12 protein-coding genes are annotated in these 14,717 nt (G+C 53.5%); 4 read left to right on the forward strand and 8 right to left on the reverse strand.

Annotated features, from left to right (window positions below):
• Positions 1–110 precede the first annotated feature (110 nt).
• Genes EHN07_RS10745 through EHN07_RS10755 form a run of 3 tightly spaced genes read left to right on the forward strand, consistent with a single transcriptional unit; the run spans position 111 to position 2,400 of the window.
• Complete coding sequence (locus EHN07_RS10745) at positions 111–824, forward strand: nucleoside recognition domain-containing protein (protein ID WP_124024144.1); 714 nt, start codon at positions 111–113, stop codon at positions 822–824.
• Entirely contained in the window at positions 817–1,284 is a 468-nt protein-coding gene (locus EHN07_RS10750) for a YjiG family protein (protein WP_124024145.1), read from the forward strand. Before EHN07_RS10745 ends, EHN07_RS10750 begins: the two co-directional genes overlap by 8 nt.
• 3 nt (positions 1,285–1,287) lie before the next feature.
• Positions 1,288–2,400 carry a M20 family metallopeptidase gene (locus EHN07_RS10755; protein WP_124024146.1) on the forward strand — a complete coding sequence of 371 codons (1,113 nt, stop codon included), beginning with the start codon at positions 1,288–1,290 and terminating at the stop codon, positions 2,398–2,400.
• Positions 2,401–2,475: 75 nt separating this feature from the next.
• Here the strand turns inward: EHN07_RS10755 and eno are convergent, their stop codons facing one another.
• The 5 genes from eno to rlmD all read right to left on the reverse strand — a co-directional run bounded on the left by eno (position 2,476) and on the right by rlmD (position 10,190).
• A complete protein-coding gene (gene eno / locus EHN07_RS10760) occupies positions 2,476–3,780 on the reverse strand; it encodes a phosphopyruvate hydratase (RefSeq protein WP_124024147.1) in 1,305 nt (434 codons plus the stop codon).
• An 85-nt stretch (positions 3,781–3,865) separates the two neighbouring features.
• Positions 3,866–5,506 carry a glutamine hydrolyzing CTP synthase gene (gene pyrG, locus EHN07_RS10765; protein ID WP_124024148.1) on the reverse strand — a complete coding sequence of 547 codons (1,641 nt, stop codon included), beginning with the start codon at positions 5,504–5,506 and terminating at the stop codon, positions 3,866–3,868.
• A gap of 225 nt (positions 5,507–5,731) precedes the next feature.
• Positions 5,732–6,523: a nucleoside triphosphate pyrophosphohydrolase gene (gene mazG, locus EHN07_RS10770; RefSeq protein WP_124024149.1), complete on the reverse strand. Its 792-nt coding sequence runs from the start codon at positions 6,521–6,523 to the stop codon at positions 5,732–5,734.
• 68 nt (positions 6,524–6,591) lie between these two features.
• Complete coding sequence (relA, locus tag EHN07_RS10775; RefSeq protein ID WP_124024150.1) at positions 6,592–8,820, reverse strand: GTP diphosphokinase; 2,229 nt, start codon at positions 8,818–8,820, stop codon at positions 6,592–6,594.
• Between the two features lie 56 nt (positions 8,821–8,876).
• Complete coding sequence (gene rlmD, locus EHN07_RS10780; protein ID WP_124024151.1) at positions 8,877–10,190, reverse strand: 23S rRNA (uracil(1939)-C(5))-methyltransferase RlmD; 1,314 nt, start codon at positions 10,188–10,190, stop codon at positions 8,877–8,879.
• Positions 10,191–10,250: 60 nt separating this feature from the next.
• Between rlmD and barA the strand changes: the two genes are divergently transcribed.
• On the forward strand, positions 10,251–13,010 hold the full coding sequence (barA, locus tag EHN07_RS10785) for a two-component sensor histidine kinase BarA (protein WP_124024152.1): 2,760 nt from the start codon (positions 10,251–10,253) through the stop codon (positions 13,008–13,010).
• A 42-nt stretch (positions 13,011–13,052) separates the two neighbouring features.
• On the opposite strand, the gene EHN07_RS10790 is transcribed toward barA, so the two are convergent.
• The 3 genes from EHN07_RS10790 to EHN07_RS10800 are packed head-to-tail and all read right to left on the reverse strand — an operon-like array spanning position 13,053 to position 14,629.
• Positions 13,053–13,502, reverse strand: coding sequence for a flavodoxin (locus EHN07_RS10790; protein ID WP_124024153.1), 450 nt, complete (start codon positions 13,500–13,502; stop codon positions 13,053–13,055).
• Between the two features lie 27 nt (positions 13,503–13,529).
• Entirely contained in the window at positions 13,530–14,300 is a 771-nt protein-coding gene (gene truC / locus EHN07_RS10795) for a tRNA pseudouridine(65) synthase TruC (RefSeq protein WP_124024154.1), read from the reverse strand.
• Positions 14,300–14,629, reverse strand: coding sequence for a YqcC family protein (locus EHN07_RS10800; RefSeq protein ID WP_124024155.1), 330 nt, complete (start codon positions 14,627–14,629; stop codon positions 14,300–14,302). Before EHN07_RS10800 ends, truC begins: the two co-directional genes overlap by 1 nt.
• Positions 14,630–14,717 lie beyond the last annotated feature (88 nt).

Below are 14,717 nucleotides of genomic sequence, written 5' to 3' on the forward strand. Positions count from 1 at the left end.
ACTTCTCCTGCTCCGATGCCGCCAGGATTGATCATCGTCATCATTCTGCGGTCCCCAGCCTCTTAGCATCCCCCCTGAATTCCCCTCACAATCACATAAGGAAGTGAAAAATGGAAAGTTCTGTTCATTCAGACCCCCAGCGCGTCGGGCCCGGAGCCTATGTCGCGTTACTGTTCGCGATGGTGTTCTTTTCGGGCCTGCTGGGCGGCAAAGAGTGGTATGGCGTCTTCGATTTCACCACGCTAAACGGCGCGTTTGGCAAAGTTGTCACCGATGTTAATCTTTCAGGCGATGCCGTTGACGCCGCGAAAAGCGCTTTTCGCGGTAAGGGCGGGCATGGCGCAATGGACGGTTTCCTGTTTGCCTTTGGCCTGATTCCCGCGGTGATGTTTGCGTTGGGGATGATCAACGTTCTTGAGCATTACGGCGCGCTGAATGCGGCCCGTAAACTGCTGACCCCGCTGTTACGCCCGCTTCTGGGCATTCCTGGCTCAACCGGCCTTGCGCTGATTGGCAGCCTGCAAAGCACCGATGTCGGTGCCTCGCTCACTCGCGTATTAGCCGATGAAGGGCGGATAACCGACAAAGAAAAAACCATTTTCACCATGTTCCAGTTTTCCGCAGGCGCCATGATAACCAACTTTTTCTCTTCTGGCGCCGTGCTGTTTACGCTGGTGGCGATCGACGGCACCAGCGCTGTTCCCGCCTCTATCGGCCTGTGTGTCGCGGTGATGTTCATTATGAAAATTGTCGGGGCGAATGTGATGCGCCTGATTCTTAACCTTACAGAGCGTAAACCGAGCGCGGAGGTGCAACATGGCTGATGCGGCTAAACCGATGATCACCGATGTCTTCGTCGCCGGCGCGCGCAAAGGCTGGAATATTGCCACCACCAGCACGCTTCCTAACGTGCTGATGGCATTCATTATTATTTATGCTCTGCAAATCACCGGTGCCCTGAACGGCCTGGCCTGGATATTTGGTCCATTGATGAAAGTGTTCGGCCTGCCGGGTGAAGCCGCCGCGGTGCTTATCGGCGGCTGGATGTCGATGGGCGGCGCAATCGGTGTGGCTATCACGCTGTTTGAAAAAGGGATTCTCAACGGTGCCCATCTTGCCATCCTCGCCCCCGCCATTTATCTGATGGGCTCTCAGGTGCAATACGCCGGCCGCATCCTTGGCGTCGTCGGCATTCCGGCAAAACGTATCCCCTTAATGATCGCTATTTCGGTGCTGAATGCATTTGGCGCCATGTTAATCATGCGACTTCTGATTCTGGAGTAAAAGATGGATTTAAAACAGTATCTTCATGAACTCAAAAAACTGGTCAATATCGACTGTGGAACGGCAACCCTTGATGGCGTTGAGGAGGTCAGCCGCATTATTCAGCACTGGTATCACAGCGAGAACTGGCATTGCGACCGTATTGCACTAGGTGAAAAAGTCGGCCCGGGGTTATTTGCAACCAACAAGCCCGATGCTGAGCATTATGATGTGTTGCTGGTCGGGCATATGGACACCGTATTCCCGGCAGGAACCGTGGCTGAGCGTCCTTTCAGCATCGAAGGAAACCGCGCTTACGGCCCTGGCGTTTCAGATATGAAAAGCGGACTGCTGAATATCCTCTGGGCGTTACGCGAGATGGATAAAGCCACGCTTGAGCGTTTGTCGATTGGCGTTGCGATGAACCCGGATGAAGAAACAGGCTCGGCCCATTCACATCACTGGATTGGCGAGCTGGCAAAGCGCAGCCGCTGCGTGCTGGTGTGTGAAGCCGCAAGGGCTGATGGCTCGCTGGTAAAAGCACGCAAAGGTATTGCCGGCTATAAGCTGATGTTTAAAGGCGTTGCGGCGCATGCGGGTAATGATCCGGAATCTGGCCGCTCCGCCATTAAAGCGCTGGCACGTGCCGTTCTGGAAATCAGCGATCTTGCGGATATGTCTAAAGGCACCACTATCAATGTCGGCGTGGTTTCCGGTGGAGTTGTGGCAAATATTGTGCCGGAACATGCCGAGATGATTGTCGATGTCCGCTTCCAGGATAACGATGAGTATGCGCGTGTTCATGCCGCCATCCAGGCTTATAGCCTGCGTCAATTTGAGCGCGAGGTGAAAACGACCGTTCAGCAACAGGCGCACAAACCAGCGATGGCACCAACGGCGGATACAGAAGAGCTGATGCGGATAGTTGAGCAAGCCGGTGTGGCGGAGGGAGTCGAAGTGCGCTGGAAGTCGGTGGGTGGCGGTTCGGATGCTAACCATACCGCAGCGTTGGGGATCCCTTCACTGGACGGTTTCGGCCCGATTGGCGCGGGTTTCCACAGCGCCTCAGAATATCTGGAAATAGACAGTATTGAGCCGCGTATTCGCCTGCTTAAACGGGTGATTGCGTCGCTTTAAACACAAACCAGTTTGTCAGTAAGCAAAAAACCCACCGAAGTGGGTTTTTTTATCAGAATTTAAAGCAGTAACGAATTACTGACCTTTAACTTCTTTCAGACCGTTGAACGGTGCTGGAGTACCGGCAGCAGCCAGAGCTTCTTCGATACGAATCAGCTGGTTGTACTTAGCAACACGGTCAGAACGGCTCATAGAACCAGTTTTGATCTGGCCTGCAGCAGTACCCACAGCCAGGTCAGCGATGGTCGCGTCTTCAGTTTCGCCTGAACGGTGAGAGATAACGGCAGTGTAGCCAGCATCTTTCGCCATTTTGATCGCAGCCAGAGTTTCGGTCAGAGAACCGATCTGGTTGAATTTGATCAGAATGGAGTTAGCGATACCGTTGTCGATACCTCTTTTCAGGATCTTGGTGTTGGTCACGAACAGGTCATCACCAACCAGCTGAAGTTTGTCGCCCATGACTTTGGTCTGGTATGCGAAACCATCCCAATCAGACTCGTCCAGACCGTCTTCGATAGAAACGATTGGGTACTGTTTGGTCAGCTCTTCCAGGAAGTGGGTGAACTCTTCAGAGGTGAAAGCTTTGTTGCCTTCGCCAGCCAGAACGTATTTACCGTCTTTGTAGAATTCAGAAGCCGCACAGTCCATCGCCAGAGTAATGTCTTTACCCAGCTCATAGCCTGCAGCTTTAACCGCTTCAGCGATTACAGCCAGTGCTTCAGCGTTGGAACCCAGGTTTGGCGCATAGCCGCCTTCGTCACCAACAGCCGTACCCATACCTTTAGATTTCAGAACTTTAGCCAGAGTGTGGAAAACTTCAGAACCCATACGGATGGCTTCTTTCAGCGTTTTCGCACCAACGGGTTGAATCATGAATTCCTGGATATCAACGTTGTTGTCTGCGTGCTCGCCACCGTTGATGATGTTCATCATTGGCAGAGGCATAGAGAATTTGCCTGGGGTGCCGTTCAGTTCAGCGATGTGAGCGTACAGCGGCAGGCCTTTAGAGGCAGCAGCAGCTTTAGCAGCAGCCAGAGAAACGGCCAGGATTGCGTTAGCGCCGAAGTTGGATTTGTTTTCGGTGCCGTCCAGGTCGATCATGATCTTATCGATGTTTGCCTGGTCTTTCGCATCTTTACCAGTTACAGCCGCAGCGATCGGGCCGTTAACTGCAGCAACGGCTTTCAGAACGCCTTTGCCCATAAAGCGAGATTTGTCGCCATCGCGCAGTTCCAGCGCTTCGCGGGAACCCGTTGAAGCACCTGATGGTGCCGCAGCCATACCGACGAAACCGCCTTCCAGATGAACTTCAGCTTCAACAGTCGGGTTACCACGGGAGTCGATGATTTCACGACCGATGACCTTAACAATTTTGGACATTAGATTTTCCTCTAGTCACAGTTAAACTAAAACTCCAGACAAACAACGCGCGAAACATTCGCGCGCTGTCGTTCTAACTTTCGGCTTACTTCGCCTGACGCTTCTGGTACTCACCGGCCGCTTTCACAAAGCCGGCAAACAGTGGGTGCCCGTCACGCGGAGTAGAAGTAAATTCCGGGTGGAACTGGCAAGCAACAAACCACGGATGATTTGGCACTTCGATGATTTCAACCAGCTGGTCATCACCGGAACGACCCGCAACGCGCAGGCCTGCTGCTTCAATTTGCTTCAACAACATGTTGTTGACTTCATAACGATGGCGATGGCGCTCGGTAATCGTCGGCTCACCGTACATCTGGCGCACCAGACTACCATCGGACAACTGACACTGCTGGCCACCCAGACGCATGGTGCCGCCTAAGTCGCTCTTTTCAGTACGAACTTCAACGTTGCCTTCTTCGTCGCGCCACTCGGTGATTAAGGCCACCACCGGGTATTTACAGTCTGGCACAAATTCAGTTGAGTTGGCGTTAGCCATACCTGCAACGTTGCGTGCGAACTCGATCAGCGCAACCTGCATACCTAAACAAATGCCCAGATACGGGATGTTTTGCTCGCGAGCATAGCGCGCGGTGGCGATTTTGCCTTCCACGCCGCGGTAACCGAAACCGCCAGGGATAAGGATAGCATCCAATCCCTTCAGCACTTCGTCAGCCCCGCGAGTTTCAACATCCTGCGAATCAATCAGCTTGATGTTAACGGTCAGACGGTTTTTCAAACCACCGTGTTTCAATGCTTCAATCACCGATTTGTAGGCATCCGGCAGCTCAATATACTTGCCGACCATACCAATCGTGACTTCGCTTGTCGGATTCGCTTCTTCGTAAATAACCTGTTCCCACTCGGACAGGTTCGCTTCAGGAACGTTCAAGCTGAATCGTTTACAAATATAATCGTCCAGCCCCTGTGATTTCAACAGGCCTGGAATTTTATAGATGGAATCGACGTCTTTCAGAGAAATAACCGCTTTCTCCGGCACGTTACAGAACAAGGCAATTTTCGCACGTTCGTTCGCCGGAACCACGCGGTCAGAGCGGCAGATCAGCACATCTGGCTGAATACCGATAGAAAGCAGTTCTTTTACGGAGTGTTGAGTCGGTTTGGTTTTTACTTCGCCAGCAGCAGCCATGTACGGCACCAGCGTCAGGTGCATATACAGGGTGTGCTCACGACCCACTTCAACCGCCATCTGACGAATCGCTTCGAGGAACGGCAGGGATTCGATATCACCTACCGTACCGCCGATTTCAACCAGCACGACATCGTAGCCTTCGCCGCCTTCAAGGATGCGTTCTTTAATGGCGTTGGTGATGTGTGGAATAACCTGAACGGTAGCGCCCAGGTAGTCGCCACGGCGTTCTTTACGCAGCACGTCTGAGTAAATACGGCCAGTGGTGAAGTTATTACGACGCGTCATTTTGTTGCGAATGAAACGCTCGTAGTGACCTAAATCCAGGTCGGTTTCAGCGCCGTCTTCGGTAACGAACACTTCCCCATGTTGAATAGGGCTCATGGTACCCGGATCGACATTGATGTACGGATCGAGTTTCATGATGGATACGTTGAGGCCACGGGCTTCGAGAATAGCTGCGAGGGAGGCTGCGGCAATGCCTTTACCCAGAGAGGAAACGACCCCGCCGGTCACAAAAATATAGTTCGTTGTCATGCTGAACCTGAGAAGTTAGGTTTAAAGACGATGGAAGTACCAAGACGGGAAAGTAGTATACCCGAACAGTATCGGCGCCACAAACATTCATTGTGCCTGCAAAGTCCTGAGCTCGCACTTTATCAGGGCACTGAAAATAGCCCGTCTGGTAGAAATGTTTTTGACGTAAATCAAGCGCTTGTTAAATCGAAATGGTCATTAAACATGCTTGACCACAAAAACACGTTAGATTTCAGATTCCTGGCGTTTAACCTGCTGCCAGACCTCTTCCATGATTTCCAGCTCAACCCCGGTCATTGTCAGGCCGCGGGCGGCAATAATCCGTTCAACTTCGCGGAAACGGCGCTCGAATTTGAGATTGGCTTTTTGTAAGGCCGTCTCAGCTTTGGTGCCTAAATGGCGGGCCAGATTGACGGTGGCGAACAATAAATCACCCACTTCTTCTTCGAGTTTGGCCTCATCAATGACGGCTTGCTTCGCCTCATGCATCACTTCGTCGATCTCTTCATAGACTTTATCGAGTACGGGGCCAAGAGTGGTCCAGTCAAAGCCTACCGTTGAACAACGCTTCTGAATTTTATGGGCGCGCATCAATGCAGGTAACGCGTGAGGAATATCGTCTAACGCCGAATGCTGCGCTTTTTCCGCACGCTCATCACTTTTGATTTGTTCCCAACGTTCTAACACTTCCGCACTGTTTCCGGCGGTGCCGTCGGCAAAAATATGCGGGTGGCGGCGTTCGAGTTTGTCGCTAATTGATTTGCAGATATCGTCAAAATTAAAACGCCCTTCTTCCTGGGCCATTTGTGCGTAAAACACCACCTGGAACAGCAAATCACCCAGTTCCCCGCGTAAATCATCAAAATCCTCACGGCTGATAGCATCAAGCACTTCGTAAGTTTCTTCCAGGGTGTAAGGCGCGATGGTGGCGAAAGTTTGCTCGCGGTCCCACGGGCAACCGGATTCCGGGTCGCGCAGGCGCTTCATGATGCCCAGAAGGCGGGTGATTTGGTTCATTTTGGATCCTTGTGAATAAAACAACCCGCCCCTTTCCGTGAAGAAAGAGGCGGGTGAGGGGCAATGAATCAGGCGTGCAATCGCTTCGCCTCGATAATATCCGGCACCTGGTTCAGCTTGCCGAGCACGCGGCCCAGCACCTGCAGGTTATAGATTTCGATAGTCATATCAATGGTTGCCAGCTGCTGTTTAGTATCGCTGCGGCTCGCCACGCCCAGCACGTTCACCTTTTCATTGGCCAGAATGGTAGTGATGTCGCGCAGCAAACCGCTGCGATCGTTGGCCGTTACGCGCACCACCAGCGAATAGCCGCTGGAGTAGCTTTCGCCCCATACCGCATCAACGATACGTTCTGGCGCGTGAGATTGCAGCTCGGCCAGCTGATCGCAGTCGGCCCGGTGAATCGAAATGCCGCGCCCTTGAGTAATAAAACCAACGATTTCATCGCCCGGAATCGGCTGGCAGCAACGGGCAATGTGGTGCATCAGATTGCCCACGCCTTCCACCACCACGCGGCCATTATCTTTACTGCGCGACTGCGGAGCGTGCGTTTTCTGCTTCAATAGGCGCAGCGCCTGCTCATCCTGTTCCGCCGCGGTGGGTTTATTAAACTGCGCCTGCAGGTAGTTACTCATCTGGTTAAGACGAATATCTCCCCCGCCAATCGCCGCCAGCAGCTCGTCGATATCGTTAAAATTATAGCGTGGCAGCAGGGCTTTTTCGGCCTCTTTCAGGCTGATGCCCAGATGTTCAATTTCATCATCAAGGATCTGCCGCCCCGCCAGAATATTTTTGTCGCGATCCTGTTTGCGGAACCAGTTATGGATCTTGGCGCGCCCACGGCTGGTGGTGATATAGCCGAGGTTCGGGTTCAGCCAGTCGCGGCTTGGGTTCGGCTGTTTCTGGGTGATAACTTCGATTTGATCGCCCATTTGCAGCTGATAGGTAAAGGGCACGATACGCCCGCCGATTTTTGCGCCAATGCAGCGGTGCCCGACATCGCTATGAATATGGTAGGCAAAGTCGAGCGGCGTGGAGCCTGCCGGTAAATCCACCACGTCGCCTTTTGGCGTAAACACATACACGCGGTCATCAAACACCTGGCTGCGTACTTCATCAAGCAGCTCGCCAGAATCGGCCATCTCTTCCTGCCAGGCGATCAGTTTACGCAGCCACGCAATGCGATCTTCATGGCCTGAACTGCCGCTGCGGGCGCTCCCCTCTTTGTACTTCCAGTGGGCCGCCACTCCCAGCTCCGACTCTTCATGCATCTGCCTGGTACGGATCTGAATTTCAATCGTTTTGCCGTGAGGCCCCAGTACCACGGTATGAATTGACTGATAGCCGTTGGGCTTTGGGTTAGCCACGTAATCATCGAACTCATCGGGCATGTGGCGATAGTGAGTATGCACGATGCCCAGCGCGGCATAGCAATCCTGCAAACGTTCCGCCACGATGCGCACCGCGCGCACGTCAAACAGTTCATCAAAGGCGAGGGATTTTTTCTGCATCTTGCGCCAGATGCTGTAGATATGTTTCGGGCGACCGTACACTTCCGCCTTCACGCCCTCTTCTTTCATCGCTTTGCGCAGCCCGCTGACAAATTCGTCAATGTAGTGCTCACGGTCGATACGACGCTCGTGCAGCAATGTGGCGATGCGCTTGTATTCGGCAGGGTGCAGGTAGCGGAAGCAGTAATCTTCCAGCTCCCATTTCAGCTGGCCGATACCGAGGCGGTTGGCGAGCGGCGCATAAATATTGGTGCACTCTTTTGCCGCCAGCACGCGTTCATCTTCCGGCGCGTCTTTCACTTCACGCAGATGAGCGATACGTTCGGCGAGTTTAATCACCACGCAGCGGAAATCGTCCACCATCGCCAGCAACATGCGGCGCACGTTATCAACCTGTTCGGCAGAAACGGAGTCGGTATGAGCGGCTTTCAGCTGGCGGATAGCGGCCATATCGCGCACACCGTGGATAAGCGTAACCACCTGGCTATCAATGCTTTCGCGCATCACCTCTTCGCTCACGACGCCAGAATCGGCTAAAGGGAACAGCAAAGCGGCGCGCAACGTGTCGTTGTCCATACTCAACATCGACAGGATTTCCACCATCTCGACGCCGCGCCACAGCAGCAGCTCCGCGTCAGGGTGGCCTTTGGTCCGCTGCTCGCAATACCGCCAGGTTTCGGCTAAGCGTTCACATGACTGCTGGTTGGTGATCCCGAGGCTCGCAATCCATTTGTCGGGCGCAAATTCGCCAGCTTTATTGAGATGTGCACTTCTTACCGCAACCATTGTCCATCCTCTTCGGTGGGGTCCTGAAATCAAATCGCACGATTTGATTTAACCACTTAATTTCGCTCAAACAGCGCCATTGACTCCAGATGCCCCGTATGCGGGAACATATCCAGCATCGCCAGCTGGCGCAGCTGATAGCCTGCCGCCAGCAATGCCTCGCTATCACGGGCAAGCGTTGACGGATTACATGAAACATAGACCACGCTTGTGGGTGCAAGTGCAATCACATGTTGCATCACGCCCGGCGCGCCGGCTCGTGCGGGGTCGAGCAATATTTTGTCAAATCCCCGGGCAGCCCAGGGCTGACGAGTCACATCATCTTCAAGATTTTCGTGGAAGAATGTGACGTTTTTCAGAGAATTACATTGTGCATTATCTTCGCCTTTCGCCACCAGCGCCGCAACACCTTCTACCCCAACAACGCTTGCGGCACGAGTAGCAAGCGGCAGCGTAAAGTTTCCCATTCCGCAGAATAGATCCAGCACGCGGTCGCCCGGCTGAATATTCAGCCATTCAATGGCGCGGGCCACCATCTGCTGGTTCACCCCGTCGTTAACCTGAATAAAATCGCGTGGGCTAAACGTTAAGCGTAGCCCGTCTGAATGATAGCAGGGCTCATCATCCCCCAGAGCAATGAGTGTTTCACCGTCCGGCGCTAAATAGAGCGCCACGCCAAAAGAATGCGAAAAATGTTCCAGCTTTTTGCGGTCATCGTCATCAAGCGCATCCAGATGGCGCAGCACCATCAGCGGGCCGTTATCGGCAAACACCAGCTCAACATGCCCCAAACGCCGCACGCCTTTTAAGGCCGACAAACATTCGCGCAAAGGTTCCAGCAATGCTTCAAGCTGGGGCACAAGCACCGGGCAGTGATGAATATTCACCAGTTCGCGGTCCTGCGATTTACGAAACCCCATCTGTAAAGTTTGTGACTTAGGTTGAAAATTCAACCCGAGGCGCGCACGACGGCGATAGCCCCATGGCGAAGCGGAAATAATCTCATTCACCAGCGCCGGATGGTCACGCGTGCCCATCATGCGAGCCAGAGCGCGGGATTTGGCCTGCTGCTGCAATTCAATGCTGGCATGTTGCTGCTGGCAGCCTCCGCAAACGCCAAAATGCGGGCAAGCGGGTACCACACGCTGCGGGCTCTCGTTTAACCGCCGCTTCACTTTCGCCTGAGCAAAGTGACGTTTATCGTCGGTAATCGTGACCTCGACCTGTTCACCGGGCAGCGCGCCCGGGATAAAAAGCGCCTTACCGTTATGACGTGCAACGCCCTGACCAAAAGGATCAAGGTCACTAACATTCACGGTGATGATTTGACGAGTCGTAACCCGTCGCTTTGCAGAGTAGAATTGCGCCATGAGCCGAAGTGCTCTCTTAAAATATTAACTATTGCTTTAATTGTCCCATATCGGAACCCCATGACCAACTACAGCCTGCGCGCACGCATGATGATCCTGATTCTGGCACCGACATTAATGATCGGGTTATTGCTCAGCACCTTTTTTGTCGTTCATCGCTACAATGACTTACAGCGTCAGTTAGAAGACTCCGGCGCCAACATTATCGAACCGCTGGCGGTAGCGAGTGAATACGGCATGAGCTTCCACAGTCGTGAATCCATTCGCCAGCTGGTCAGCGTGCTGCATCGCCGCCATTCCGATATTGTGCGGGCGATTTCGGTGTTTGACGAAAACAATAAACTTTTTGTCACCTCTAATTATCAGTTCAAAGCCTCGGCGCTAAAGCTGCCGAACAACGAAAAACCGCCGCAAAGTTTAAGCATTACGCGCCATGGGGATTCGATAATTCTGCGTACCCCGATTATTTCTGAGAGCTACTCTCCGGATGAATCAGAGGTGACGGACGCCAAGCCCGCGGGCAACACCCTCGGCTATGTCGCCATCGAACTCGATCTTAAATCAGTGCGTTTGCAGCAGTACCGGGAAATTTTTATCTCGACGTTGATGATGTTGTTCTGCGTCGGGATTGCCATGCTGTTTGCCTATCGCCTGATGCGTGATGTCACCGGGCCGATTCGCAATATGGTGAATACCGTCGACCGGATAAGGCGCGGGCAGCTCGACAGCCGCGTAGAGGGGTTCATGCTCGGCGAATTAGATATGCTGAAAAACGGCATCAATTCGATGGCCATGTCGCTGACGGCCTACCATGAAGAGATGCAGCACAATATCGACCAGGCCACCTCCGACCTGCGCGAAACGCTTGAGCAGATGGAAATTCAGAACGTGGAGCTGGATCTGGCGAAGAAACGCGCTCAGGAAGCGGCGCGTATCAAGTCTGAGTTCCTCGCTAATATGTCTCACGAACTGCGTACGCCATTAAACGGCGTGATTGGCTTTACCCGTTTGACGCTGAAAACCGAGTTGAATGCCACCCAGCGCGATCATCTGCATACCATTGAGCGCTCGGCTAATAATCTGTTGACCATCATTAATGACGTGCTGGACTTCTCGAAACTTGAAGCCGGCAAGCTGATCCTCGAAAGCATTCCCTTCCCGCTGCGCAATTCGCTCGACGAAGTGGTTACGCTGCTTGCCCATTCCGCCCATGACAAAGGCCTCGAGCTGACGCTCAATATTAAAAATGATGTGCCGGATAACGTGATTGGCGACCCGCTGCGTTTGCAGCAGGTGGTGACGAATCTGGTGGGGAATGCGATTAAGTTTACCGAAAGCGGCAATATCGATCTGGTCGTTGAGAAGCGCTCGCAGGGAAATAATAAAGTCCAGGTGGAAATGCGCATTCACGATACCGGCATCGGCATTCCTGAGCAGGAGCAGTCACGTCTGTTCCAGGCATTCCGTCAGGCCGATGCCAGCATTTCGCGACGCCATGGCGGCACCGGGCTTGGCCTGGTTATCCCCCAAAAACTGGTGAGCGAAATGGGCGGCGATATCTCATTCCACAGCCAGCCAAATCAGGGCTCTACCTTCTGGTTCTATATCAACCTGGATTTGAACTCTAACGCGGTTCTGGACGGCTATTCGACCGAAAATCTGGCCGGCAAGCGTATTGCCTATGTAGAACAAAACGCCACCGCCGCGCAGAGCACGCTGAATATTCTGGCTAATACTCCGCTCGAAGTAATCTACAGCCCGTCATTCCAGACCCTTGCGGAAGGGCACTACGATATTATGCTGCTCGGGGTGCCGGTCACCTTCCACGACACCTTAACCATGCTGAATCCAAAGCTGGCAAAAGCGGCCGCCATGACCGACTGCCTGATTTTCGCTTTGCCAAGCCATGCGCAAATCGATGCCGAGTCGCTTAAAAAACAGGGTGTCGCGGCGTGCCTGCTCAAGCCAATCACCTCGACTCGCCTGCTGCCGCTGCTTGCTGAACACACCTTTGATGCCGATCCTGCGCAGGCAACAGGCATTGAAAACCGGAAGCTGCCGCTAACCGTTATGGCGGTTGATGATAATCCGGCCAATCTGAAATTGATTGGCGCGCTGCTTGAAGATCATGTGCAAAACGTGGAGCTGTGCGGCAGCGGTATGCAGGCCATTGAACGCGCCAAACAGATGCAGATAGACATTATCCTGATGGATATCCAGATGCCGGAAATGGACGGTATCCGCGCCTGTGAACTGATTCGCCAGATGCCGCATCACCAGCAAACCCCGGTGATTGCGGTAACGGCGCACGCGATGGCCGGGCAAAAAGAGAAGCTGCTGAGCGCCGGGATGAACGACTATCTTGCCAAGCCCATCGAGGAGAAAAAACTCTACGGCTTGCTGATGCGCTATCAGCCCGGTACGATCGCCGCCCCTGCGCTGGTGGCAAACGTTGAACCCCCGCAACAAATCACTCATTCAAACCAGACGCTGGACTGGCCGCTGGCGCTGCAACAGGCGGCAAACAAGCCCGATCTGGCGCACGATATGCTGCAAATGCTGTTAGCGTTCCTACCGGAAGTGCGCAATAAAATTGAAGAGCAGCTGGTGGGAGAAAATCAGGAAGGGCTGGTGGATATCATTCATAAGCTGCATGGCAGCTGCAGCTACAGCGGTGTGCCACGCCTGAAAAACTTATGCCGCACGCTGGAACATGAGCTGCGCAGTGGCGTACAGCCAGCGGATCTGGAGCCGGAACTCCTGGAGCTGCTTGACGAGATGGATAATGTCTCGAAAGAAGCTCGGCGGATATGTGGCTGATCCAGAAAAACTGTCTGCCCTCTGGACAGAGGGCAGCAGAGCCTAGCTGAGCTGTGAACTCCACAGCTCAACCCACGGGTTTGAGACCGATTCAGGTTCGGGATGGTCGTTTGCATCAATGGCTAAAACGTTACCGACGCGTTTCGCCCCCTGCTCTTGCAGCAGGGTATCGAACTGTTTGCCGCCGCCACAAAAATGTTCGTAGCTGCTGTCGCCCAAGGCAATCAGGCCGTAACGCAGTTCAGGCTGGTATCCAACTTTGTCTTTTAGCGCCTGAAACAGCGGAACAATGCTGTCGGGCAAATCACCCTGGCCGGTTGTTGAGGTCACAACCAGCACATATCGATCGCTATATTTTTGCCAGTCGGCAAGTTCAGGATCTTCGAATACTGTGGCGTTATGCCCCTTCTTTTTCAGGATCGCTGCGGCTTCTTCTGCCACCAACAGCGAGTTTCCATACATCGTTCCTACAAAAATCCCCACTTCGGCCATCGGTTAACTCCCTGGGTTACGGCGGTATTATTCATCCTGGCCGTTGCTTGCCACAAACTCAACCTTTTCGAGATCCCCCAGCAATCCGCGCCAGCCAAACTGTGACATCATCTGCATCCAGGTATCATCAAGCCCGGCACGAATGCACAGCGGCTCGCCGGTAACCGGATGATTTAACGACAGCTGGCTTGCGTGCAGCATCAAACGCTGGCAGCCAAAATGCTCAGCCGCCGCGCGGTTTTGACGCAGATCGCCATGTTTAGAGTCGCCAATCATCGGGTGGCGCAGGTGCGACATATGACGACGTAGCTGGTGTTTGCGCCCGGTTTGCGGCTCCAGCTCAACCAGGCTGTAGCGCGCGGTTGGGTAACGCCCCACCGGCAGCGGCATTTCAACCGTCGCCAGACCGCGATAGTGCGTCACTGCTGGCTGCGGCTCTTTATCCTGAGCTGCTTTTTTATCGGCGATTTTATCCAGCTCTTCCACTAGCGGATAATCCAGCACCGCCTCATCCTCCAGCCAGCCGCGCGTCACCGCATGGTAGCGTTTATGGATCTGATGATGTTCAAACTGCTGCGACAATAAGTGCGCAACCTCGCTGGAGAGCGCCATCAGCAGCACGCCTGAAGTGGGTCTGTCGAGGCGATGCACGGTAAACACATGCTTGCCAATTTGATCGCGTACGGTTTGCATGACAAAAACGGTTTCATGCCGATCGAGCCAGCTGCGGTGCACTAACCAACCTGAGGGTTTATTTACCGCCACCAGCCATTCATCCTGATAGATAATCTCCAGCATCAGGATTTATCACTGGCAAACAGAGCATCGAGATCCTGCAATACTTTTAATAGCGGTTCGCGTCCCACATGCCCCGCATCAAGCGCCATTTCGTAATAGGGCGCGAGGGCAAAATCAGCAGGCAGAGGGTGTTGAGCATCAAGAAGTGCGTGCATTCGGGGAATCAGAACCCATTGCAACCATTCGTGAGGCTGCATGGTATCCAGGCAAAATGGTTGCGTGCTTTCAAAAGCTTCAGCACCCGGAGAACTGCCCTGCCAAAGTTGGTGGTCACGCAGCATTTGCTCAATAATTTGTAGGTGCTGGCGTACCAGCGCGTGGCGTTCCATGAAAACCTCGGGCATCAGTTAAATGAAGTCGGCAAGCATACCACTTCTTGCTGCGTGCGAAAAAATGCAATCGAGTAGGAGGCAGGAT

It is taken from the genome of Buttiauxella warmboldiae, from assembly GCF_003818135.1.
Taxonomy (GTDB): Bacteria; Pseudomonadota; Gammaproteobacteria; order Enterobacterales; family Enterobacteriaceae; genus Buttiauxella; species Buttiauxella warmboldiae.

Coding starts and splice junctions, on each gene's coding strand:
- EHN07_RS10745 (WP_124024144.1), top strand. CDS start 111: ATGGAAAGTTCTGTTCATTCAGACCCCCAGCGCGTCGGGCCCGGAGCC.
- EHN07_RS10750 (WP_124024145.1), top strand. CDS start 817: ATGGCTGATGCGGCTAAACCGATGATCACCGATGTCTTCGTCGCCGGC.
- EHN07_RS10755 (WP_124024146.1), top strand. CDS start 1,288: ATGGATTTAAAACAGTATCTTCATGAACTCAAAAAACTGGTCAATATC.
- eno (WP_124024147.1), bottom strand. CDS start 3,780: ATGTCCAAAATTGTTAAGGTCATCGGTCGTGAAATCATCGACTCCCGT.
- pyrG (WP_124024148.1), bottom strand. CDS start 5,506: ATGACAACGAACTATATTTTTGTGACCGGCGGGGTCGTTTCCTCTCTG.
- mazG (WP_124024149.1), bottom strand. CDS start 6,523: ATGAACCAAATCACCCGCCTTCTGGGCATCATGAAGCGCCTGCGCGAC.
- relA (WP_124024150.1), bottom strand. CDS start 8,820: ATGGTTGCGGTAAGAAGTGCACATCTCAATAAAGCTGGCGAATTTGCG.
- rlmD (WP_124024151.1), bottom strand. CDS start 10,190: ATGGCGCAATTCTACTCTGCAAAGCGACGGGTTACGACTCGTCAAATC.
- barA (WP_124024152.1), top strand. CDS start 10,251: ATGACCAACTACAGCCTGCGCGCACGCATGATGATCCTGATTCTGGCA.
- EHN07_RS10790 (WP_124024153.1), bottom strand. CDS start 13,502: ATGGCCGAAGTGGGGATTTTTGTAGGAACGATGTATGGAAACTCGCTG.
- truC (WP_124024154.1), bottom strand. CDS start 14,300: ATGCTGGAGATTATCTATCAGGATGAATGGCTGGTGGCGGTAAATAAA.
- EHN07_RS10800 (WP_124024155.1), bottom strand. CDS start 14,629: ATGGAACGCCACGCGCTGGTACGCCAGCACCTACAAATTATTGAGCAA.